The sequence below is a fragment of the Pseudomonas asplenii genome (assembly GCF_001293465.1).
GTDB lineage: Bacteria > Pseudomonadota > Gammaproteobacteria > Pseudomonadales > Pseudomonadaceae > Aquipseudomonas > Aquipseudomonas fuscovaginae_B.
The window spans coordinates 44,942-68,009 of record NZ_JSYZ01000009.1 but is presented as its reverse complement, the minus strand read 5'-3'; the positions used below and the strand labels follow the sequence as shown (position 1 = coordinate 68,009).

19 protein-coding genes are annotated in these 23,068 nt (G+C 64.8%); 9 read left to right on the top strand and 10 right to left on the bottom strand.

Annotated elements, in window-relative coordinates:
• Positions 1-39 precede the first annotated feature (39 nt).
• Complete coding sequence (locus PF66_RS12270) at positions 40-654, top strand: biliverdin-producing heme oxygenase (RefSeq protein WP_054062839.1); 615 nt, start codon at positions 40-42, stop codon at positions 652-654.
• Positions 651-2,897, top strand: coding sequence for an ATP-binding protein (locus tag PF66_RS12265; protein WP_054062838.1), 2,247 nt, complete (start codon positions 651-653; stop codon positions 2,895-2,897). The genes PF66_RS12270 and PF66_RS12265 overlap by 4 nt, the downstream gene beginning before the upstream one ends.
• Before the next feature lie 37 nt (positions 2,898-2,934).
• On the opposite strand, the gene PF66_RS32000 is transcribed toward PF66_RS12265, so the two are convergent.
• On the bottom strand, positions 2,935-3,096 hold the full coding sequence (locus PF66_RS32000; protein ID WP_081006064.1) for a DUF2986 domain-containing protein: 162 nt from the start codon (positions 3,094-3,096) through the stop codon (positions 2,935-2,937).
• Between the two features lie 104 nt (positions 3,097-3,200).
• Between PF66_RS32000 and PF66_RS12260 the strand changes: the two genes are divergently transcribed.
• Positions 3,201-3,917 carry a class I SAM-dependent methyltransferase gene (locus PF66_RS12260; protein ID WP_054060259.1) on the top strand — a complete coding sequence of 239 codons (717 nt, stop codon included), beginning with the start codon at positions 3,201-3,203 and terminating at the stop codon, positions 3,915-3,917.
• Between the two features lie 161 nt (positions 3,918-4,078).
• On the opposite strand, the gene PF66_RS12255 is transcribed toward PF66_RS12260, so the two are convergent.
• The 3 genes from PF66_RS12255 to PF66_RS12245 all read right to left on the bottom strand — a co-directional run bounded on the left by PF66_RS12255 (position 4,079) and on the right by PF66_RS12245 (position 7,446).
• Positions 4,079-4,861, bottom strand: a complete 783-nt coding sequence (locus tag PF66_RS12255; RefSeq protein ID WP_054062837.1) for a hypothetical protein — start codon at positions 4,859-4,861, stop codon at positions 4,079-4,081.
• Between the two features lie 116 nt (positions 4,862-4,977).
• Positions 4,978-5,997, bottom strand: coding sequence for an NAD(P)H-quinone oxidoreductase (locus PF66_RS12250; protein ID WP_054062836.1), 1,020 nt, complete (start codon positions 5,995-5,997; stop codon positions 4,978-4,980).
• A 12-nt stretch (positions 5,998-6,009) separates the two neighbouring features.
• Positions 6,010-7,446, bottom strand: coding sequence for an NAD-dependent succinate-semialdehyde dehydrogenase (locus PF66_RS12245; protein WP_054062835.1), 1,437 nt, complete (start codon positions 7,444-7,446; stop codon positions 6,010-6,012).
• A gap of 263 nt (positions 7,447-7,709) precedes the next feature.
• Here PF66_RS12245 and PF66_RS12240 point away from each other — a divergent pair, with 263 nt between their 5' ends.
• Positions 7,710-8,639 carry a LysR family transcriptional regulator gene (locus PF66_RS12240; protein ID WP_054062834.1) on the top strand — a complete coding sequence of 310 codons (930 nt, stop codon included), beginning with the start codon at positions 7,710-7,712 and terminating at the stop codon, positions 8,637-8,639.
• 3 nt (positions 8,640-8,642) lie between these two features.
• Here PF66_RS12240 and PF66_RS12235 read toward each other — a convergent pair whose 3' ends face one another.
• Positions 8,643-9,536 (bottom strand): LysR family transcriptional regulator, encoded by an 894-nt coding sequence (locus PF66_RS12235; RefSeq protein ID WP_054062833.1) that lies wholly within the window; start codon positions 9,534-9,536, stop codon positions 8,643-8,645.
• 94 nt (positions 9,537-9,630) lie between these two features.
• Here PF66_RS12235 and PF66_RS12230 point away from each other — a divergent pair, with 94 nt between their 5' ends.
• The gene (locus tag PF66_RS12230; RefSeq protein ID WP_054062832.1) at positions 9,631-10,818 is read left to right on the top strand and encodes an MFS transporter; all 1,188 of its coding nucleotides are present in this window, start codon (positions 9,631-9,633) and stop codon (positions 10,816-10,818) included.
• 63 nt (positions 10,819-10,881) lie between these two features.
• Positions 10,882-11,568 (top strand): phytanoyl-CoA dioxygenase family protein, encoded by a 687-nt coding sequence (locus PF66_RS12225; protein WP_054060266.1) that lies wholly within the window; start codon positions 10,882-10,884, stop codon positions 11,566-11,568.
• Positions 11,569-11,616: 48 nt separating this feature from the next.
• Here PF66_RS12225 and PF66_RS12220 read toward each other — a convergent pair whose 3' ends face one another.
• Both PF66_RS12220 and potE read right to left on the bottom strand, forming a co-directional pair.
• Positions 11,617-13,902, bottom strand: coding sequence for an Orn/Lys/Arg decarboxylase N-terminal domain-containing protein (locus PF66_RS12220; RefSeq protein WP_054062831.1), 2,286 nt, complete (start codon positions 13,900-13,902; stop codon positions 11,617-11,619).
• Positions 13,895-15,295, bottom strand: a complete 1,401-nt coding sequence (potE, locus tag PF66_RS12215) for a putrescine-ornithine antiporter (protein ID WP_054060268.1) — start codon at positions 15,293-15,295, stop codon at positions 13,895-13,897. The genes PF66_RS12220 and potE overlap by 8 nt, the downstream gene beginning before the upstream one ends.
• Before the next feature lie 223 nt (positions 15,296-15,518).
• Here potE and PF66_RS12210 point away from each other — a divergent pair, with 223 nt between their 5' ends.
• From PF66_RS12210 to PF66_RS12200, 3 genes are all read left to right on the top strand, one after another.
• Positions 15,519-16,019 (top strand): sigma-70 family RNA polymerase sigma factor, encoded by a 501-nt coding sequence (locus PF66_RS12210; RefSeq protein WP_054060269.1) that lies wholly within the window; start codon positions 15,519-15,521, stop codon positions 16,017-16,019.
• A 40-nt stretch (positions 16,020-16,059) separates the two neighbouring features.
• Positions 16,060-17,043, top strand: coding sequence for a FecR family protein (locus PF66_RS12205; RefSeq protein WP_054062830.1), 984 nt, complete (start codon positions 16,060-16,062; stop codon positions 17,041-17,043).
• A 132-nt stretch (positions 17,044-17,175) separates the two neighbouring features.
• Entirely contained in the window at positions 17,176-19,590 is a 2,415-nt protein-coding gene (locus PF66_RS12200; protein WP_054063115.1) for a TonB-dependent receptor, read from the top strand.
• A 57-nt stretch (positions 19,591-19,647) separates the two neighbouring features.
• Here the strand turns inward: PF66_RS12200 and PF66_RS12195 are convergent, their stop codons facing one another.
• The 3 genes from PF66_RS12195 to PF66_RS12185 all read right to left on the bottom strand — a co-directional run bounded on the left by PF66_RS12195 (position 19,648) and on the right by PF66_RS12185 (position 23,004).
• Complete coding sequence (locus tag PF66_RS12195) at positions 19,648-20,799, bottom strand: MFS transporter (protein WP_054062829.1); 1,152 nt, start codon at positions 20,797-20,799, stop codon at positions 19,648-19,650.
• 132 nt (positions 20,800-20,931) lie between these two features.
• Positions 20,932-22,083, bottom strand: coding sequence for a M14 family metallopeptidase (locus PF66_RS12190; RefSeq protein ID WP_054062828.1), 1,152 nt, complete (start codon positions 22,081-22,083; stop codon positions 20,932-20,934).
• Positions 22,084-22,635: 552 nt separating this feature from the next.
• On the bottom strand, positions 22,636-23,004 hold the full coding sequence (locus PF66_RS12185; protein WP_054062827.1) for a DUF6124 family protein: 369 nt from the start codon (positions 23,002-23,004) through the stop codon (positions 22,636-22,638).
• Positions 23,005-23,068: the final 64 nt, after the last annotated feature.

The following is a 23,068-nucleotide window of genomic DNA, read 5'->3' as shown; positions in this document are numbered from 1 at the left end:
TCCCCATGCCTTTCGGCGGTCCCACCAAGAGCGATCTAAATGCAAGCAACGGCCCGCGAAGTTCATGTACCCCCGGTTTTGCAGGAACTGCGAACCGGTACGGCCGAACGACATATCTCACTGGAAAAACGTCTCCCCTTTTTCTCCGATACTTTTGACTCCAATGCCTTTCAACAACTGATGCAGGCCTACTACGGCTTCTATCAGCCGCTGGAACAGGCCCTGCGCAACAGCAGCGCACTCCCTGACGATTTTGATCTCACCCCGCGCCTCAAGGCACAGACCCTGCGCGCTGACCTGCACAGCCTGGGGCTGTCGGCCGAGGCCATCGACCGTTTGCCGATCTGCCAGGCATTGCCGCGGATCGATTCCGGGGCCGCCTGCCTGGGCGTGCTGTACGTCCTGGAGGGGGCCACGCTCGGCGGGCAGATCCTGCGCCGCGAAGTGTCCAGGCGCCTGGGCCTTGAGGCCGACAGCGGCGCGGCGTTTCTGCAGGTCTACGGCGACGCCACGGGGCGGCGCTGGCGCGATTTCATCGAGTACCTGGGCAGCCGTCCCCTGGACGCGGTCGAGCGCGAGGCCGTCGTCACGGCAGCACACTCCACATTCAGCCGTTTCGAGCACTGGCTCGAAAGCCGGGAGGTACTGGCATGAGCCCGCAAGATCAGGAAGCATTCGAAGAGTTGCTGGCCAACTGTGCCAACGAACCGATCCGTTTCCCCGGTGCCATCCAGCCCCACGGCCTGCTGCTGACCCTGGGCGAGCCGGCGCTGGAGATCATCCAGATCAGCGCCAACGTCGAAACCCTGCTCGGCCGTGCGCCGCAGACACTGATCGGCCACCCCCTGGCCAGCCTGATCGGCGACGAGCCCACCGCGGCCGTACGCGAAGCGTTGCAGCAACCGGCCTTCTTCGATGCGCCGCCGTTGTATTTCCACCTCAACGGCACCACGTTCGAGGGCTTGCTGCATCGGCATGATGGCGTGCTGATCCTGGAGCTGGAAATCCACGTCGAGAACTTCCGTTCCCTCAACGTGGCCGGCAACCAGACCCATCTGGGGCGGATGCTGCAACGGCTGCAGGCGGCGACGTCGCTGCAGGCGCTGTACGACATCTGCGTCAAGGAACTGCAGGCAATGACCGGCTACGACCGGGTGCTGATCTACCGTTTCGAGGAAGAAGGCCACGGCCAAGTGATCGCCGAAGCGTCTTCGCCGTCCATGGAACTGTTCAACGGGCTGTTCTTCCCGGCGTCCGACATTCCCCAGCAGGCCCGCGAGCTGTATCGCACCAATTGGCTGCGGATCATTCCCAATGCCGACTATGAACCGGTGCCCTTGGTGCCCAGGCTGCGCCCCGACACGCAAGCGCCGCTGGACCTTAGCTTCGCGACCCTGCGCAGTGTGTCGCCGATCCACTGCCAGTACATGAAGAACATGGGCGTGCTGTCGTCGATGAGCATTTCCCTGCTCAAGGGCGACCAGCTCTGGGGCCTGATCAGTTGCGGCAACCGCCAGCCGCTGCACGTCCCGCACGAACTGCGGGTGGCCTGCCAGACCATCGGCCAGGTGCTATCGTTGCAGATCAGTGCCATGGAAGCGCTGGAGATCAGCCGCCAACGCGAAGCCAAGGTCGAGGCCCTGGCGCGGCTCAACCAGGCGATGGTCGACTCAGCGCAAGACGTTTTCGACGGTCTGGCCCGTGAGCCACAGACCCTGATGAAGCTGGTCGATGCCGGTGGTGTCGCGATCATCGAGGGCAAGCAGTTGCACTGCCATGGCAACTGCCCGCAACCGCAGGAAATCCGTGCCTTGCACCAGTGGTTGCAGGCCGGCGGTGAGCCGGTGTTCGCCAGCCATCATCTGTCCAGTGTCTACCCAGCGGCGGCGGGCTATCAGCAGGTGGCCAGCGGCGTGCTCGCCATGAGCCTGCCCAAACCGGTGGAAAACGGCGTGCTGTGGTTTCGCCCGGAGGTCAAGGAAAGCATCAACTGGAGCGGCAACCCACGCAAGCCGCTGGACCTGGAAAACACCGAGACTGGCCTGCGCCTGCGTCCGCGCACCTCATTCGAGATCTGGAAGGTCGAGATGGCCGGGATCTCCACCAAGTGGAGCCACGGCGACCTGTTCGCGGCCAACGACCTGCGTCGCTCGGCGCTGGAGAACGACCTGGCCCGGCAGGTGCGGCGGGAGCAGGAGGCGGTACGCGCCCGCGATGATCTGGTTGCCGTGGTCTCCCACGACCTGCGCAACCCGATGACGGTGATTTCCATGCTCTGCGGCATGATGCAGAAGACCTTCAGTTCGGACGGCCCGCACACCTCGCGGCGCATCTCCACGGCCATCGACACCATGCAACAGGCCGCCGGACGCATGAACACGCTGCTGGAAGACCTGCTCGACACCTCGAAGATCGACGCCGGACGCTACACCATCAAGCCGCGCAAGCTCGATGTGGGGCAGATGTTCGAGGAGGCGCAATCGCTGCTGGCGCCGCTGGCGCGCGACAAGGACATCAGCATTTCCTTCGAGGCCGACCCCGACCTGCGTATCCATGCCGATCCCGAGCGGCTGTTCCAGGTGCTGTCGAACCTGGTCGGCAATGCGATCAAGTTCACGCCGCGCCTGGGTACGGTCGGGGTGCGCGCGCAGTCGTCCGGCAACGACATCGTCTTCACCGTGCGTGACAGCGGCGAGGGCATTGCCCAGGAACACCTGCCGCATGTGTTCAGCCGGTACTGGACGCTGAAGGAGGGCAATCCGACCGGTACCGGCCTTGGTCTGTACATCACCCAGGGCATCGTCCATGCCCATGGCGGAAAGATCGTTGCCAGCAGCGAGCCGGGGCAGGGCGCCGAGTTCCGCTTCACCCTGCCGATGTTCAAGGAGAGCGCCTGAGATCGGCAGCGGCGCGCTGACGCCCGATTGGCCTGGATCAGCTTTCGGGCGAAAGCGTTTGCGCCTGGCTGGCCTCTTCGGCCAGTTTCAGGCGGTCGGCCTTGCTGATGTATTTCGGCTTGTTCTTCGGCGCCAGCTTGGCGCTGGCCTTTTTCGCGTGGGCTTTGAGCAACTGGCTGATTTTCTTGCGGCGGTTCATGTTTCGGTTTCCTATTCCTTGTGGGAATGAAATGAATAAAAATTATAAATTTCAGTAATTATCTGCGTCAGCATAGAGTGGTTTCAAGATAAACGGAGGCCCTCATGAAACCGCAAACCCACAGCGCCAGTGCGAAGTTCGATGTCTCACGTGCCGCCGAGTATGGCATTCAAAGCCGAGTGGCCCTGGCGGGCTACGATGCCTGTCACGAGTTGAGCGCCTGCATACTGGCTGCGAGCCTTTCGACCGGACGCGCGGCGCGCGTGCTGGTCGTGGGTGTCGGCGGCACGGCCCAGGAAATCATTACCATGGGAGCATTGGAGCCGTCGTGGACCTTCGTGGGTGTGGACCCATCGTCAGCCATGCTGGAGACTGCTGCCGCGAACCTCGGGGCCCACGGGGTGCTTGGGAAGGCGCAGTTGCTCCTGGGTACCGTCGATGATCTCCCGGTCGACGAGCCCTTCGATGCCGCGACATTGATCGGCGTGCTGCATCACGTGCCCGGTGACGAAGCCAAGCAACAGCTGCTGCGTTCGATCCAGGCCCGCCTGAAAGTCGGCGCCCCCTTCGTCGTGGCCTGCAACCACTACGCCTATGCCGAGCAACCCTTGCTGCTCAAGACCTGGGCCGAGCGCTGGCGGCAGCAGGGCGCGAGCCCGGATGAAGTCAAGGCCAAGCTTGCCCGGATCATGCAGGGCGCCGAGCCGCCCCGTTCGGAGGCGGCGGTTTGCGAGCTGCTGCAAGCGTGCGGTTTTGGTGAGAGCCAGCGCTTCTTCAGCAGTCTGTTCTGGGGCGCCTGGGTGACCCAACGACACGGATGAACCGAATGGCTGATCTGGACTGTCTGCCCAGCCAAGTGGTTTTCACTGGAGTGATGGTTTTCAACAACTGTTGAAAACCCTGGAACTGATGAAAATTGATCCGCAGTGGGAGAGACGGACAGCTTGCGGTTGATGTCACCCATGGCGCCCGTCGCCGGCGTTCACTCCACGTAGCGCAACCACAGATGCCGGCGGCCGCAGATCGCCTGGGCGAACACTGGAACCAGGGCTTGCCGTTTCTCTTCAGTGACGTTGTAGAGCGCACAGAAATCCTTCGCCACGGCGCCGGCCACCGCTGCATCGGCCGGCTCTGCCCGGAGGAAGCCGAGGTAGGCCGCGCCCACGCCGATCAGTTCATAGCCCTGCGTGAGGGAGAAATGCCGCGCCACCGCATGGTTCTGTGCCGGGCCCAGGTCGCAGGCGAAATAGCCGTTGGGAAAAGCCGCCAGCGCCTGGGACGAATGTTCGACCGGAACCAGCAGGGCCGAGAGCGGCTGGTCGAGCAGTGCCACAGGGTCGTCCTGATAGGCGACCCATTCCCGGATGGCCTCGTCATCGAGGGTGAGCCCATGGGCGCAAGCGTCTTCGAACGAGCCGTCGGCAACCCGACGAGTGAAGTTGCGCCGGCAGATGGCGAACTCGGCTTTCGTCGTCGGATAGCCCAGGTATTCGCCCTGCTCGAAGCATTCCTCCGGCAGCCCGGCGATGTCCTCTTGCGTGGCCTCGTCCAGGTCGATGTGGTGGCGCGCATGCCCCGAGGTGTAGCGGGCCTGGTGCAGGTCATCGAGCGAGAACAGCGGGAGGAAGCCGGGATGCTGGGCGGCGAGCGTGCGGTAGGCCTCGATCAGTTCGTCGAGGCGGGTTATGGCGCTCACGCTGTACTCGTCGCAGGTACCTGAAGATGGGTTGTGGGGTTGTGTGTGACCGAGAAACTGGATGTCCATCGAATGCCTGCCTGCTCCATGTCGGGATGACGGAGTAGATAACAGGGTCCGTCATCCTGGCAAGGGCCCCATGTGCATGGGGCGCTGCCGCGGCGGTCAAAGGATGAACGCCGCAATCATTGGGCGTTGCGGGTCGGGAGCAGGTCCTCGGGCTGCATCGTCAGGATGATCTTGCCGATATTTTCAGCGGACTCCATGCGGCGGTGGGCATCGGCGGCACGGGACAGCGGGAAGGTGCTGTCGACCACCGGCTCCAGGCTTTCGCCGCCCTCGAAGCGCTCCAGCCAGTGCTCGCGGAAACGCCTGATCATCTCCTGCTTCTCATGCTGGCTACGGGACTTCATCACCGTGCCGATGATCTGCAGATGACGGTAGAGGAGGTCTTCGAGCTTCAGTGCCACGTTGCCGCCACCGCCCAGGATGCCGACCTGGACCAGCCTTCCGCCATTGGCCAGCGAAGCGATGTTGCGCGCGAAGTAGGGTTCGCCGATGAAGTCGATGACCACGTCGACACCCCGGCCGTTGGTCTTTTGCGCGATGACCTCGGCGAAATCCCGGGCCTTGTAGTCGATGGCGAAGTCGGCCCCCAGGTGCTCGACGCGCGACAGCTTGCTGGCGTCGGTCGTCGCGTAAATGGTGGCGCCCGTGGCATAGGCCAGTTGGACCGCAGCGGAGCCCACGCCGCCGGCGGCGGCATGGATCAGCACCGAGTCGCCGGGCTTCAGCCGGCCCAGGTGGAGCATCGCTTCGTGGGCGGTGACGAAGACTTCGGGGATGGCGGCGGCCTGCACATAGTCCAACTGCGCCGGAATCGGCATCGCCATGCGGTAGTGAAGGCGGGCCAGCTCGGCATAGGCGCCACCCCCGACGACGCCCATCACCCGGTCGCCGACCTTGTAGCCGACGACGTCGCTGCCGATCTCGATGACTTCCCCGGCGATTTCAAGGCCGATGAGCGACGAGTCGCCAAAGTCCGGACGGCCGTAGCCGCCCTTGCGGTGGGTCAGGTCGGCGCGGTTGACGCCGGCTGCGTAGACCCGCACCAGCAGGTCCGTGGGACGTACTTCGGGGCGTTGCACGTCGGTCAGTTCCAGGACGTCGGCGTCACCGAAGGTTTCGAAGGTAATGGCTTTCATGGTCGGTTTTCCTCAGATCTGGCTGATGAATTTGTGGGTGAGGTAGTGTTCGATGCCTTCGATTCCTCCTTCCGAACCGTGGCCGCTTTCCTTCAGGCCGCCGAACGGCAGCTCGGTGGCGACGATGCGGTACTGGTTGATGCCGATCATGCCGGCTTCCAGCCCATCGGCGACGTCGATGGCGGTGCGGGCATCGCGGGTGAAGGCGTAGGCGGACAGTCCGTAGGGCAGGCGATTGGCTTCTGCCAGTCCGTCGGCCAACTGATCGAACGGCATCAGGATGGCGATGGGGCCAAAGGGTTCTTCGTGCATGACCCGCGCCTCCATGGGCACATCGACCAGCACCGTGGGTGCGAAGAAGAAACCGGGGCCTGGCAGCGGCTCTCCGCCGGCGAGCACCCGCGCGCCCTTGGCGACCGCATCGGCGACCAGCTCTTCCATCTTGGCCAGTTGCCTCGGGTTGGCGAGCGGCCCGACCTGGGTCCGGGGATCCAGGCCATTGCCGATGCGCAGGGCCTGGGTCGCGGTCACGAATGCATCGACGAACGGCTGGTACACGCCGCGCTGGATCAGGAAGCGGGTGGAGGAAATGCACACCTGGCCGGTGCCGCGAAAGCGGTTCGCCACGCCTTCCAGGGCGGCCTTTTGCACATCGGCGTCGTCGAATACCAGCACCGGCCCGTGGCCGCCCAGTTCGAGGGTGATCGGCTTGACCCCCTCGGCCGCCCGGGCGGACAGCAGGCGGCCGATCGGTACCGAACCGGTGAAGGTCACCTTGCGGATGACCGGCGAGGCGATCAGGTGGCTGGAGACCTGGTCCGGCACGCCGAACACCACCTGCAGCACACCCTTGGGCAGGCCGGCGTCGTCGAGGGCCCGGGCCAGCGCCAGAGCGGTGGAGGGGCTTTCCTCGCCGGGCTTGAGAATGACGCTGCAGCCGGCTGCCAGGGCTGCCGAAAGCTTGCGGGCCGGGGTGATCGCCGGGAAGTTCCACGGGGTGAAGGCGGCCACCGGGCCGATCGCCTGGCGCTTGACCAGTTGCAGCACGCCCGGCCGGTTGGCCGGCACCACACGCCCGTCGATACGCCGGGCGCTTTCGGCGAACCATTCGAAGTACTCGGCGGCCCGGGTGACTTCATCCATCGCCTCGGCAAGCGGCTTGCCTTCCTCCAGGGTCATTTGTGCGGCGATATGCGCGGCCCGCTCCAGGATCAGGTCGGCGGCCCGCTTGAGTACCTTGGCGCGCTGGTCGGGCACGGTCTGGCGCCAGGTGGTGAAACTCTGTTGCGCGACGTCGAGGGCACGATCCAGGTCGGCGAGGGTGGCCAGCGGTACCCGGCCGATTTCGGTTTCGGTGGCCGGGTTGATGACGGCGGCGGTCGCCCGGCCGTCGGTGCCGATCCATTCACCGCCGATGAAAAGGTAGAGCGAGTCGTAGGGCGTATTCATTACTGTGGCCTTCATTAATGTCGGGAATGGACTGCGCGCTGCTGCGGCGGGTCGAGGAGGCCGTTCAGGCGATCCGTGCAATCCAGTCTATGGAGGACCACCCCGTTGATTTAGTCGGGCGGGAGGGAAGCACTGTTGTGCACAGAGGAAATATCCGCCGGGCGATATGCGGTACTCTCAGCCCCAATCGCCGTCACTTGCCGTCCGGGCTTGCTGCATGGCATCGATCGAACACGCCGGGCACGGGCATCGGGAGGTTAGGCATGGACAAGTTTGCGAACATGGTGGTGTACGTGAAGGTGGTCGAGATGGGCAGCTTCACCGCCGTGGCGAACCACCTCGACTCGACGGTGGGCAATGTGTCGCGGGCCGTTTCCGCGCTCGAGTCGCTGCTCAACACCCGCCTGCTGCAGCGTTCGACGCGGCGTCTGTCGGTCACCGATGCCGGTCGCCGGTTCTACGAGCGCTGCACGGCGATCCTGGCCGACCTTGAACACGCGGAGGCGGAGGCCGGCAGTGCGCTGCAGGAGCCCAGGGGCACGTTGCGGGTGCATTGCGTGCCGGGGCTGGCCCGCCACCTGGTGACCCAGGCCGTGCTCGGCTATCGCCAGGACTACCCGCAAGTCTCGGTCGATCTGCTGCTGTCCCAGCGCATGCCCAACCTGCTGGAGGACCAGTTGGACCTGTCGATCCTGATCGCCCGGACGCTGCCGGACTCGGCCTACGTCAGCCAGAAAATCGGGGTCAGCCACTGTGTGCTGGTCGCGTCCCCCGAATACCTGGCGACGCATGGGGTTCCCGCGCAACCGGAGGATCTGGTCGATCACTCATGCCTGCTGCTGGGCACCGTCGATTACGTCCGGGATGAATGGCAGTTGAGCAGCAAGGCCGGCAGCACGACCTTCGTGCCGGCCGGGGCGAGCTTCAGTGTCAACGACATGGAGGCCATGGCGGTGGCGGTGCGCGAAGGCGCGGGCATCGGCCTGCTGGCGGGCTTCTCGGCGATTGACGAGCTGCGTTCGGGCAGGCTGGTGCGGGTGTTGCCGGACTACCATACGCAGGAGCGCAACGTGTATGCCGTCTACTCCTCACGGCAGTTCGTCGACGCGAAAATCACCCGCTTCATCGAGATCCTGAAGACCCGCGTGGGGGGGCAGTTGGCAGCGATTGCCCGGGAACTGGTCGGCGATTGACCCTCACATCCTGTGGTGCTCCAGCAGGAAATCCACGAACACCCGGACCCGGGCCGTCATCGCCGTCCCCCCGACGAACACCGCATGGATCGGCTCGCGGTCCCCGGGGTTGTAAGCCTCCAGCAGCGGTACCAGCCGACCGCTTTTCAACTCGTCGGCTACCGAAAAGGCACCGATGCGCGCGATACCGGCGCCGAGCAGGGCCAGTTGGGTCAATGCCTCGCCGCTGCTGCATTCGATATTGCCGGCGATCTTCAGTGAGAAATGCTGTCCATCGCGCAGAAACGGCCAGTCGGGCTCGGCCCGGCGGAAGCTGAAGCGCAGGCAGTTGTGCTTGAGCAGGTCTTCCGGTTCGCGGGGAACGCCGTGGCGTTCCAGATACTCGGGTGAAGCGACCACGACCTGGCCGGTTTCGCCGATGCAGCGGGCGCTCAGGGGGCTGTCGGGCAGATGGCCGAAGCGCAGGGCGACATCGGCCTGGCCGCCGAGGATGTCGACGACCTCGTCGCCGAGCATGAGGTCGACCAGGATCTTCGGGTAGCGGGCGCTGAAGGCCGCGATCAGCGGTACCACGGTCAGTCGCCCATGGGCCAGTGCCGCACTGACCCGCAGCCGCCCCCTTGGCACGCCCTGGTCGGTGATCGCTTCCTCCACTTCATCCATGTCGGCCAGGATGCGCCGTGCACCGCGCAGGTACGCCTCGCCCTCGGCGGTGAAGGTGATGGCGCGGGTGGTACGCAGCAGCAGGCGGGTGCCGATGCGCTGTTCGGTGCGGGCGATGATCCGGCTCACTGCCGACGGGGTCAGGCCCAGGGCCCGCGCGGCGGCCGACAGGCTGCCGGCCTGCGCCACCTTGACGAACACCTCCATTTCGCCGGATCGGCCGTTGAAATCCATTTGTGCCTCGCAAGCAAAGGTGATTGTCGTGAAGGTGGGCTACTGCCAGGAAGTTACGAATTGTAGCATTTGCGGCACAGATGAGGAGTCAACCATGCGTATCAATCCCCCCCTTGTAGCTCTCTCCATCGGTGCCTTCGGCATCGGTGTCACGGAGTTCGCCCCCATGGGCATGTTGCCGAGCATTGCGGCCGATCTCGGTGTTTCGATTCCCGCGGCCGGGCTGCTGGTCAGTGCCTATGCGATGGGTGTGCTGATCGGTGCGCCGTTGATGACCCTGGCCACGGTCAGGGTGCCGCGGCGTTACCTGCTGATCGGCCTGATGGCGATTTTCGCCCTCGGCAACCTGATGTCGGCGCTGGCCACCAGTTACGAAAGCCTGCTGGTCGCCCGGGTGGTGACCTCGCTCAACCACGGCGCGTTCTTCGGCGTCGGCTCGATCGTCGCGGCCAGCGTGGTCCCGCCGGACAAGCGCGCGGGCGCGGTGGCGGCGATGTTCATGGGGCTGACCCTGGCAACCATCGGTGGCGTGCCGTTGGCGACCTGGTTCGGTGAGCTGATGGGCTGGCGCACGGCGTTCTGGGGCATTGCCGCCCTGGGCCTGGTGGCGATGGTTTCGCTGTGGTTCGCCCTGCCCAACCTGCCGTTGCCGAAGAACGACGGCGTGCTGGCCGAGATTCGCGTGCTGGGGCGAGGGCCGGTGCTGTCGGCGTTGGCGCTGACGGTGGTCGGCTCGGCGGCGATGTTCACCGTGTTCACCTACATCGCGCCGATCCTGAGCAGTGAGACCCATGCATCGACCAGCTTCATTACCGGCATGCTGGTGCTGTTCGGCGTGGGCCTGACCCTGGGCAACATGTGGGGCGGCAAGGCGGCGGATCGCTCGATCGACCGTACGCTGATCGTCTCGCTGATGGTGCTGATCGGTGTGTTGCTGGCGTTCTCGGTGCTGGTGCGTTGGCCGTTGCCGGCCGCAGTGGCTATTCTGGTCTGGGGTATCGCCAGTTTTGCCCTGGTCCCGCCGTTGCAGATGCGCGTGATGGAAGCGGCCAAGGATGCGCCCAACCTGGCCTCCGCGGTGAACATCGGTGCATTCAACTTCGGCAACGCCATCGGTGCCGCGCTGGGTGGGGCGGTGATCAACGCCGGGCTGGGTTATCCGGCGATCTCCCTGGCGGGGGCGGCGATGGCGGTACTGGGCCTGGTGATGGTGCTGGTGTTTGCCTGGCGCTCCCGGGCCGCGGTGGCGCGGCCCGAAGGCGAGGTGGATGCGACCGCTTGACGAGCGCCGCGCAGTTCCGGACATTGCTGGCAATGGAATCGAACTGACGGAGCCCGGACCCTGATGATTGACCGCAAGCAACTGCTTCGGGACGGCCATGTCCTGCTGCGTCAGGCGATCCCGACGCCGTGGCTGGATGAGCTTCGCGTGGTGTTCGACGCGGGTATCATCCCTTCGGCGCAATGGCCGGTGCCGCGAGGCATGGACTGGCGGCATTCGCTGCTGGACCTGGAGCCGAAGGTTCAGGCGGTCTGCCATCTGCCACAGGTGCTGGCGGCCGTTGGCGAGTTGATCGGCGAGCGGTTCTTCCTGTCCCAGGTGGAGGGCCGCGAACCGCTGGCCGGTGGCGGTCAGCAGCAGTTGCACCGCGACCTGTCGGCACTGCGGCCAGGCGACACCGTCAACTTCCTGGCCTATCTGGACGACTACGGCCCGCACAACGGCGCGACGCGGATCGTCCCCGGCAGCCATCGCCCGCAGCCGGCAGCGCCACCGGTCGACTTCAGTGATGAGTCCGGCGCCGTGCAGCTTTGCGGCCGGGCGGGTGACATCCTGGTATTCGATGCCGACCTGGTGCATGCGGGCACTCTGAACATCGGCGGCGGGCACCGTCGCTCGTTGCTGGGCACCTACTTCTCGGAAAAACTGTACGCCTCGCACCTGGAAACCGTGAGGCTGCGCAATGTCCGGATGGACACCCGCGAACGCTTCGAACCCGCGGATTACCCCTGGCAAGGGCCGCTTGCCTGACCGGCGCCTGCCGGCAGCATCGGCTACCGGCAAGCGCCGTCAACTCCCCTACTTGATGACCAGCAGCCGGTACACCCCGCCCTGGCTCTCGATGCCGTGGGTGTCATGGGCTAAGGCCGGGAACGCCCGGTCGAAACTCTCCAGGGCGCGCAGGTAGGTCAGTTGCGGGCCGTCCAGCGGTCCGGCGTTTTCACCGGGCATCAACAGCGGGATGCCGGGCGGGTAGGGCACGATACCGGTGGCGACCACGCGGTTGGTGGCTTCTTCCAGCGTCACCAGCTCCACCTCGTCCTTCACCAGTTTTTCGTAGGCCTCCACCGGGCTGTACACCGCCTTGGGCAAGGCGGCGAAGGCGTTGGCCATGGCGCTGGTGGTGCTGTGCTGCTTCATGGCCTGGAAGATCCGCTCGCACAGGTCCTTCAGGCCCAGGTGCTGGTACTGGTCCGGGTGCGCCTGGGCGAGGTCGGGCAGGCACAGTTCCAGGTCGAGGTTGGTGTCGTAGTCGCGCTTGAAGTCGAGCAGGGCGTTGACCAGCGTGCCCCACTTGCCCTTGGTGATGCCGATGGAGAACAGGAAGAGAATGGTGAAGTCGGTGGTCTTCTCCACCACGATGCCCTGGCGCGACAGGTAGGCGCTGAGCACGCAGGCGGGGATGCCGAACGGCAGCAGCTTGCCGTCGTCGCCCATGCCGGGGGTGAGCACCGACACCTTGATCGGGTCGAGCATGCAGTAGCCGTCCTCGATGTCGCCGAAGCCGTGCCACAGCTCGTTCGGGTGCAGTACCCAATGCTGCGGCTCGCTCTTGAGGCGGGCCGGATCGACCTTGTGGAAGTCCACGGTCTGGCCGTCGACCTTTGCCGACGGTGGCTGCCAGCAGGAGAAGAACCACTGCCCCTGGCTGGCCAGGTCGGCATGCATGCGTGCGATCACCTGGCGGAAGGAGATCGCTTCCTCGATCGATTCGTTGGTGAGGATCTGCCCGCTGGGCGCGCTCATCATCGCCGAGCTGACGTCGCACGAAGCCATGATCGCGTAGTTCGGCGAGGTCGAGGCATGCATCATGAACGACTCGTTGAAGCGTGCGTGGCTGATGGCCTTGCGGCCGTTGCGCACGTGGATCATCGAGGCCTGGGAGAGGGCCGCGAGCAGCTTGTGGGTGGACTGGGTGGCGAACACCGTGGGCTTGTCGGCGTTGTGTTCGTCCGGGTCGCCGTGCATGGCGAAGCGGTCCTTGTACAGCGGATTGAAACGGGCGTAGCCGTACCAGGCCTCGTCGAAATGCAGGCGGTCGACGCTGGCACCGAGCAGTTCCTCGACGCGGGTGACGTTGTAGCACAGGCCGTCGTAGGTGGAGTTGGTGATGATCGCGTGCATCGGCGTCCGGTCGATGCCGGGCTTGACCAGCGGGTTGCGCGCAATGGCCTCGCGGATGGCCCCGGCTTCCAGGGTTTGCGGCAGGATCGGGCCGATGATGCCGTAGCGGTTGCGGGTCGGCTGCAGGTAGGTGGGCAGCGCGCCGGACAGGGTCATGGCGTGCTCGGCGGACTTGTGGCAGTTGCGGTCGCAGAGGGCGATCTGGTTGCGGGTGACGCTGGCCATCAGGATCACCCGGTTCGAGGTCGAGGAACCGTTGGTGACGTAGTAGGTGCGATGCGCGCCGAAGACCTTGGCGGCGTAGCGCTCGCCCTGGCCGATGGGGCCGGAGTGGTCGAGCAGCGAGCCGAGTTCGCCGACCGAGATCGACAGGTCCGAGCGCAGCAGGTTCTCGCCGAAGTACTCGTAGAAGGCCCGGCCCGCGGTGCTCTTGAGGAACGCCGTGCCGCCGGCATGGCCCGGGGTGTGCCAGGAGTATTCGTAGGAGCGCGAGAAGCGCAGCAGCGCCCCGAGCATCGGCGGCAGCACGGCCTGGCGGTAGCGTTCGATGGCCGCCAGGATACGGCCGCTGAGGAAGCGGCTGGTGTCTTCCGGCAGCCAGATGAAATCGTCGGCGTGCTGCATCACCACCAGCGGAATATTGCTGGCGGTGCTGCGGTCGCTGATCAGGAACACCGGTACCCGGGTGTTGCGTTCGCGCAGGTTGTGCAGCAGGTCGATGCACTGCTGGTGGCCTTCGCTGTGGTCCATGCCCCAGTTCAGCAGCAGGCACTGGATGGCCGGGTCCGAACGGAGAATGGCGGTGGCGTCGGGCAGAGACTCGGACAGCAGCACGCTGATCGAGCGTTCTTCCACTTCGGTGATCAGCTGGCCAAGGGCACGGCCGAACACGGTGCGTTTGTCGGGGGCGGTGCTGACCAGCAGGGCCAGCATGCCGAGGTTGCTCCGGGGCTCACTCATGGAGGGTCTCCAGGCGGGACGCGGCCCGCTCTTCATGGCTGATGTGCCGGGCGCTGACCGATTGCACCGGCACGCTGACGCGGCCTTCGGTTTCCAGGCGAATCAGACGGTTGTTGACGAAGCCGAACAGGGTATAGCCGAAGAAGGTCGCCAGCCCGCCCCACATCAGCGCCTGCTCACCGGAGCTGAACAGCGCCAGGTAGCTGTAGGCCGCGGCGATCAGGGCGACGATGTTCGAGGCCAGGGCCTTGCCCGGCGGCACGTTGGCGGCTTTCTGGATGGTCATCAGCGCGGCCATCGACAGGATGTACGGCACCAGGTTGGTCACCACCGCCAGGTTCACCAGCACATCGAATTGCTTGGACAGGTCCGGGCTGATGGTCAGCAGCCCGATGGCGGTCTGCGCCGCCAGCAGGATCAGCATGCCGATGATCGGCGTGCCGGCCTTGTTGACCTTGGCGAACACCGGGATGAAGTAGCCGGTGTCGGCGGAACTCTTGAACACCTGGGCGATGGTGAACTGCCAGCCGAGCAGCGAGCCGACGCAGGCGATCACCATCAGGCCCATCACCACGTTGCCCACCGTCGGCGTGAACAGTTGCGCGAAGGCCAGGCCGAACGGCGCGGTGGAGGAGACCAGCGCGGCATTGTCGACGATGCCGGCGATGGCATTGGTGGAGGCGATGTAGATGACCGCCGCGCCGAGGGTGCCGCCGAGCACGGCGATGGGCACGTTACGCTCGGGGTTTTCCACCGCATCGGTGTTGGCGCAGGCCGACTCCAGGCCGAGGAAGGCCCACAGGGTAATGGCTACCGAGGCATTGGCCGCCTGCCACCAGTTCAGGTCGTGGGGGTTCCAGGCCGCCATGTACCTGGCGCCGTCGAACCAGAACCAGCCCGCGGTGGAAATGAACAGCACCGGCGCGATCACGCCCCACACCGTCACCGCACCGATGCGCCCGGTGATGCTGGCGCCGCCGAAGTTGGCGAAGGTGGTGAGCCAGAGCAGGGCGATGGTGGCCAGGCAGATCTGCACCGGCGTGAGGGTGAGGTGGAACAGGGTCTGGATGTAGCCGACCGCGGTGATCGAGATCGCCACGTTGGCGATCAGCAGCGACAGGCCGTAGGTGTAGTTGGTGATGTAGTTGCCGCCCTTGCCGAAGGTGTATTCGGCGTAGCCGCCCATGCCGCCGGTCTTGCGGCTGAGCATGCCGCAGCGGGCGAAGGCGTAGGCCAGGGCCAGGGAGCCGGTGGCGGTGACCAGCCACGACAGGATCGAGATGCCGCCCACCTCCGCCAGCTTGGTCGGCAGCAGCACGATGCCGGAGCCAAGCATGTTTACCGCGGTGAGCATGGTCAGTTGTATGACACTCATCTTTTTCGCCGTAGCCATTCCATTTCCTCCAGATACGAGGGCGGTGTTTACCGGCAGGTCCCGATCGCTGGCATTCCGTTGCCCTACTAGAAAAGGTGAGTGGGTTTAGCTATAGCAGAGCCGTTGCGCTAAGCAAGAATGTTTCCAATTAACGCCGGCTTGTCCGCTCGGCGTTTGTAATGAATTGCGGGTATTAATAGGAAGCATTATTATTCACGCCCAGCCTTCATCGCCCGTCGCCATGAACCTCCAGCCACCTCGCAGACCCGGCTTTTTCGAGCACTACGAAGAATTGATCGGCACCTGGACCCGCCGACTGCGCAACCGTCAGAAAGCCGAGGACCTGGCTCACGATACGTTCGTGCGGGTATTGGAAAGCCGGGCCGACAGCGTCGAGCAGCCGCGCGCCTACCTGCACCAGACCGCGCGCAACATCGCGGTGGATGCCTATCGCCGCGAAGACCGGCGCGGCGCCCTGGAACTGGACGCGATCGATCACAGTGCGCCGCCCAGCGGCGACCCGGAGCATTTCATGCACGCCATCCAGCTGGCCGACTCCATCGAGCGGGCATTGGCCGAGTTGCCCGTCAACTGTCGCAAGGCGTTTGTCTGGCAGAAGATCGAGGGCCTGAGCCAGGCCGAGATCGCCGAACGCCTGGGGCTGTCCAAGAACATGGTCGAGAAGTATATGATCCGCACCCTGCGGCATCTGCGCGAGCGTCTGGACGAGCCGGGGCAATGATGGGCGAGGCGATGCAAACTTCATTCGGACAGGACTTTCCATGATGGATACCCGTGATTGCACCTGCGATGCCAACACGGTGCGTGAGGAGGCCGCCGCCTGGTTCGTGCGGGTCCAGGAGGCGCCGCTGAGCGCCGTGCAGCAGGCCGAGTTCGATGCCTGGCGTAACCGGCACCCGCTGCACCAGGAGGAGTTCGACCTGCTCCAGGGGCTCTGGAGTGCCACCGACCTGTTGCCCCGGGCACGCCTGCAGGCACTCTGCGAGGTGCCGCCGGAGCGTTCGCGGCGCCGGCCGCTGCTGCGTTATGCGGTGGCCGCCGGAGTGCTGGCGGTCGCCGTCGGGCTGGGCCTGTTCAGCGGGCTGAATCATCCGGCGCCCTACAGTGCGACCTTCGCCACGGTGCTCGGCGAGCGTCGCCAGGTGGCCCTGCCCGATGGTTCGGTGATCGATCTCAACAGCCGCAGCCGGGTGCGGGTGAGCTATGAACGCGATCGGCGTTCCGTCGAGCTGGAGCAGGGCGAGGCGCTGTTCAGCGTCGAGCACGACAGCAGCCGGCCGTTCGTGGTGCAGACCGGCGTCGGCAAGGTGACGGTGACCGGGACCCGCTTCGACGTGCGTCGCGATCCGACGCAGACGCGGGTGGTGGTCGAGGCGGGGACGGTCAGGGTCCAGGGGCGCAACGCCCGGGACGACGAGTTCGTAAGCCTCACCGCAGGCCTCGGGACGCGGGTCGATGCCCAGGGAAATGTCGCGGCGGCCCAGGCGGTCGACCCCGGGGAACTGACCGCCTGGCGCAGCGGCAAGCTGGTGTTCAACAACGCCAGCCTGGCCGACGTGGTCGCCGAGGTCTCGCGCTACCGGGACAGGCCGTTGACGGTGGCGAACCCGGCGGTGGGCAATCTGCGCCTGACCAGCGTGTTCAAGCTCAACGACACCGATGCCTTGCTCAAGGCCCTGCCGAACATCCTGCCGGTGGCCGTGCGCAGCCGTGCCGACGGCTCGCAGGAAATAATTTCAAAATAGATTCAGGTTTTTTTCGAGTTCGTCGTCTTCTGTCCAACTGCAACTGGTTTGCATTAACGCTCGCATCTATTGGCGAACAACAGGACAAGGTCAGACGTGAACAACAATAAACCCAACGCGCTTTACCAGGCGATCCGTAGTGCACTGCCCAGCTCCCAGGCCCTGGCCCTCGTGCTGGCGGTGACCGGCGTGGCGACCCTGAGCCAGGCGGCCCGGGCCGATACCGCCATTCATATCCAGGCCCAGCCGCTGGCGTCGGCCTTGAGCCAGTTGGGTCAGCAGACCTCTTTGCAAGTGTTCTTCAATCCGCAACTGGTGGCCGGCAAGCAGGCCCCTGCGGTGGACGGCAACCTGTCGCCGGAGGAGGCGCTGAACGTGCTCTTGCGCGGCAGCGGCCTGGACTACGACCTGCAGGACGGTTCGGTGACCCTGCGTCCGGCCACCCCGGCCGCCAGCGGCTCGCTGGAACTGGCACCGCTGGACGTCAAGGTGGTGGGTGACTGGCTCGGTGACGCCGACCAGGCGATCGTGCAGAACCATCCGGGCGCGCGCACCGTGGTCCGCCGCCAGGCAATGATCGAGCAGGGCGCGATGAACGTGAAGGACGCGCTCAAGACCGTGCCCGGCGTGCAGGTGCAGGAAAACAACGGCACCGGTGGCAGCGACATTTCCCTCAATGTCGGTGTGCGCGGCCTGACTTCACGGCTGTCGCCACGCTCCACCGTGCTGATCGATGGCGTACCGGCGGCCTTCGCGCCGTATGGCCAGCCACAGCTGTCGATGGCGCCGGTTTCGGTCGGCAACCTGGACAGTATCGATGTGGTGCGAGGGGCCGGCTCCGTGCGCTACGGACCGCAGAACGTCGGCGGGGTGATCAACTTCGTGACCCGGGCGATCCCGCAGAAATTCTCCGGCGAAGTCGGCACCACCCTGGAAACCACCCGCTACGGTGGCGTCAAGCACCTGGACACGGCGTTCCTCGGCGGTACCGCCGATAATGGTTTCGGCGCAGCCTTGCTGTATTCCGGGGTGAAAGGCCAGGGCTACCGCGAGAGCAACAACGGCAACGACATCAACGACGTGCTGCTCAAGACCCACTGGGCGCCGACCGATGTCGACGATTTTTCGCTGAACCTGCACTACTACGATGCCAACGCGGACATGCCCGGCGGCCTGACCCAGCAACAGTACGATGCCAAGCCGTACCAGTCGGTGCGCGACCATGACAATTTCACCGGTCGGCGCAAGGACATCTCCTTCAAGTACAAGCGGCAGGTGGATGACCAGACCCTGGTCGAGGTGCTCACCTACTACACCGACAGTTTCCGTGGCAGCAACATCGCTGCCCGTGACCAGAAGACCCTCGGTTCCTTCCCGCGCAGCTACTACACCCTTGGCGTCGAGCCACGGGCCTCGCGGGTGTTCGAACTGGGCGAGACCAGCCAGGAAGTCAGCGTCGGCTACCGCTACCTGCGCGAAGCGATGCACGAGTCGACCAGCCGGCTGGCGCTGGTCAACAACGTACCGACCGTGACCCCGACGTCCGACGGCCATATCTATCAGGACCGTACCGGTGGCACCGAGGCCAATGCCTTCTACATCGACGACAAGATCGACGTGGGCAAGTGGACCATCACCCCGGGTATCCGTTTCGAGCGGATCAACACCGACTGGCATGATCGTCCGGTGCCGGGCACGAACGGCGTGCGGGTCCAGGAGAAGAACCGCAGTGTCGAGAGCAACGAGCCGCTGCCGGCGCTGAGCGTGATGTACCACCTCTCCGATGCGTGGAAGTTGTTCGCCAACTACGAGACCTCGTTCGGCAGCCTGCAGTACTTCCAGGTGGCCCAGGGCGGCAACGGCGACAGTACCGCCAATGGCCTGCGGCCGGAAAAGGCCAAGACCTACGAGCTGGGCACACGTTATGACAGCGGCATCTGGGGGGGAGAGGTGACGCTGTTCTACATCGACTTCGCCGATGAGCTGCAGTACGTCAGCAACGATGTGGGCTGGACCAACCTGGGGGCGACCAGGCACCAGGGGATCGAGACGTCCGTGCACTACGATCTGTCGGCGCTGAACCCGGCACTCGACGGCCTGACCGCGAATGCCGGCTACACCTACACCAAGGCGACCTCCCAGGGCGACATTCCAGGGTTCAAGGATCGTGACCTGCCGCTGTATTCACGCCAGGTGCTCAACCTCGGACTGCGTTATGCGATCAACCGCTGGACCTACAACCTCGACGGTTTCGCCCAGTCGGCCCAGCGTGCACCGGGGACCGGCACCAATGCCGACGGCAGCTTCAACGGCAACTACATCACCCAGCCGACCGCTGACGGACAGTACGGCAACATTCCCGGCTACATGACCTGGGACGTGCGTGGGGCGTATGACTTCGGTGCACAGTTGTCGAACCTGAAGCTGGGGGCGGGAGTGCGCAACGTGTTCGACCAGCGCTACTTCACCCGCTCCAGCGACAATAACGCGGGGATTTACGCGGGTGAGCCAAGGACGTTCTTCGTGCAGGCGAGCGTCGGCTTCTGACCGGTTCGCCTCCCGGGCCGAGGCCCGGGAGGCGCTGCCCTACAGGATAGGAAAGCCTCAGACCCGCAGGATCCTGCCGCTGATCGCCACGCCCACCAGCATCAGCGCAATCAGCAGGAACGCCAGGTTCAGGCTGCTGGCATGGGCGATGAAGCCGATCGCTGCCGGCCCCGCCAGGATTCCCGCATAGCCCAGGGTGGTGATCGCCGGCACGGCGATACTTTCCGGCATGACCTTCTGCTTGCCCACGGCGGTGTACAGCACCGGCACGATGTTCGAACAGCCGGCACCGACCAGGGCATAACCGACCAGCGCCGCTTCCCAGGCCGGGGTCAGGGTGGCCAGGGCCAGTCCGGCGGCCGCGGTGATGCCGCCCAGCACGATCACCCGTTTCGCCCCCAGGCGCCGGACGATGGCATCGCCGGTCAGCCGGCCGAGCGTCATGGTCAGGGCGAAGGCGGCATAGCCGAGCCCGGCATAGGCGTCCGGTACCTGGCGCTCGGCGCTGAGGAACACCGCGCTCCAGTCCAGCATCGCCCCCTCGGCGAGGAACACGATAAAGCACAGCAGGCCGATGAACAGCACCACGCCGTGGGGTACGGCGAAGGCCGGGCCAGTGCTCTCACTGCCATAGGGCAGCAGGTGAGGGGCGGCCTTGAGCAGCGACAGCAGCAGGAACAGGATGACCACGCTGATGGCACCCAGTGGTGACAGGCCCAGGCCGAGCAGGGCGCTGACCCCGGCCGCACCGGCGATGCCGCCGAGACTGAACAGGCCATGAAAGCCCGACATCATGGTCTTGCCGCTGGCCCGCTCGACGATCACCGCCTGCAGGTTGACGGTAGAGTCCACCGTGCCGAGCCCGGCGCCGAACAGGAACAGGCTGAACACCAGCCAGGGCACCGAGCTGACGGTCGCCAGCAGCGGCAGGGCGGCGCAGATCAGCAACGTGCCGATGGTCAGCACGCGGCGGCAGCCGAAGCGCCCGGCCAGGGCACCGGCCAGCGGCATGGCGATGATCGAACCGACGCCGAGGCACAACAGCAACAGGCCGAGGGTACCTTCGTCGAGCCCGGTGCGGGCCTTGGCATAGGGCACCAGCGGGGCCCAGGCGGCGACGCCGAAGCCGGCGATGAAGAAGGCGATGCGGGTCGACATCTGTTCCAGGCGCCCCGGTCGGGTAAGGGCGTGGGAGGTGAGGGCAGTCATGAGCAATCCTTGTCCGGTACGGCGGCCCACGATGGGCTCTCTTGCTGTGGCCTTTTGCGGGAGTCGGCAGGCCGGCTCCCGCAAGGGCGGCTTCCAGAGTTCGATGGCCGCGCCAGGTAAACAGTTCCAGCGCTAGCGCAGGCGCCCGACGATATCGGCGATGCTGCTCAGCACATCCTTGCCCAGTTGTGCCGAGCGTTTGCCCGACCAGCCGGTACGGGCGTCCGGGGCGTCGTCGTTGTCCTTGAAAGGCATTTCCAGGGTCAGCGACAGGCAGTCGTATTGCTGGCCGACGCTGTTGCAGGCCAGGGTCATGTTGGCTTCGCCGGGCAGGTCGCGGGTGTAGCCGTGGGTGGTCTGGAAGTCCCGGGTGAGGGCACTCAGGTGGCTACGAAAATGCTGTTCCAGCTCGGCGATCCGTGGGGTGTAGCCCGGGTTGCCCTCGCAGCCGGCGGTGAACACATAGGGAATCTCTTCATCGCCGTGAATGTCGAGAAACAGGTCCACGCCATACTGGGCCATCTGCTGCTGGACGAAGAACACTTCCGGGCTGATTTCCGGGCTGGCGTTCTGCCACGCGCGGTTGAGGTCCTGGCCCATGGCGTTGGTGCGCAGGTGGCCGTGGAATGCGCCGTCCGGATTCATGTTCGGCACCAGGTACAGGTCGGCGGCGTCCAGCAGGGCGTTCATCTCTGAATCGTCGCGGTTCTGCAGGCGTTCGATCACGCCCTCCATGAACCATTCGGCCATGTGTTCGCCGGGGTGCTGCTGGGCGATCAGCCAGACCTTGCGCTTGCCCGCGTCGCCGTTGCCCTTGCGCAGCAGCTGGATGTCCCTGCCTTCGGCGCTCTTGCCGATGGCCAGCAGTTCGCTGCCGGCATGGGTCAGGGCCTGTTCGACCAGCCTGTCATGCCGCTCGCGGCTGTAGGGTTCGAAGTAGGCGAACCAGGCCTGTGGCTGTTTCGCCTGGAACTGGATGTGCAGGCTTTCGCCGTCGAAGCGCGTGTCGGTACGAAACCAGTCCTGGTGATCGTGGGAGGCGGCGGCGCGATAGCCGGTCCAGGCCTTGTTGTAGGAGGACTGGCTGGCGTTGGTCAGTTCGAAGGTATAGGACTGGCCAGGTTGCAGGCCCTCGACCTTGAAGTGGAACCACTGGAAGTGCTGGCTGCGGGTGTCCGGCTCGATGGCCAGCAGCAGGTGTTGCGGGTTGCTGGCGTCCAGCACCTGGATGTTGCCACTGTCGAAGTCACTGCTGATTTTGAGTGAGGGCAGAACCACGGTCATAGTCTGTGTACCTGAATATGATGTCTTGTGGTTGCTACTGTACACGGCAAGCGGCTATTGGCCGAGGCATGTCGGATTTGATGCGGGGGAAGGGGGCGTCGTCCCTGACGCTGGGTCAGGGTAGTGTTTATGATATTGATTCTCAAGTACTTCAGGTTTTTTTCCGATCGATTGTCGGGGCTGGCGGTCTTTCATTGGCTGATGGTCCTTTGCTATTATGCGCGCCATCGCGACTGCCCCATCAAGATGGCAGCGCCCCAGTCTTCATTAGCCTGAAGCCGAACCCGTAAAACGGGTGCAAAAAAAGACCCGGCAAAAAGCCGGGTCAAAAACCGTGATTAGCCTGATGAGGAGATAATCCAGGAGTCCGACCTAAGGTCTCCAGGTTTATCGACTGATCTCGCGACCAGTTGCTTGCAATAATAATCATTATCATTTGCAAGTCAAATGTTTTTCTGTCTCTTCTGGAAATTATTTTTCCAGCCCTCTCTCCAGACTTCGATGTTCCTCTGTCATCGGCCCTGTATCGGCCGTCGTTACCGTGCACGCGCGTTATGGCGCCGGGTATTGCACATTCATGGCGCGGTCGACCATGGCTTTGGCCATGTCGATCATGTGCACCACCGAAAAGGCCAGATCGCGGGAAGAGCCCTGCAGGGCGTCGGCTGCTTCATACGCGGTGGCGGCGGCGCAGCGCAGCAGGTCGGAGGCATAGATCATCGCCTCTTCGGCGCTGAGGTTGTGGCGTACGGCGAACAGCCGGTCTTCACAGACACGGCGCGGATTGCCCTCGGCAATCGAGCTTGAAACGGTTGGTTTCAAATAATAGTCGAGCGCCCGTCGGGCCGCGGGCCCGTCCCTGAGCGAATCGTAGGGGGGCGTGGTGTCGATCTCGGTCTTGGTCTTGGTGCTGGAAGTCATGGAGAGCCTGCCTTTGAGGGGAATTCGAAACAGCAGGTGCAGATTAGTACCAATTGTACTCATT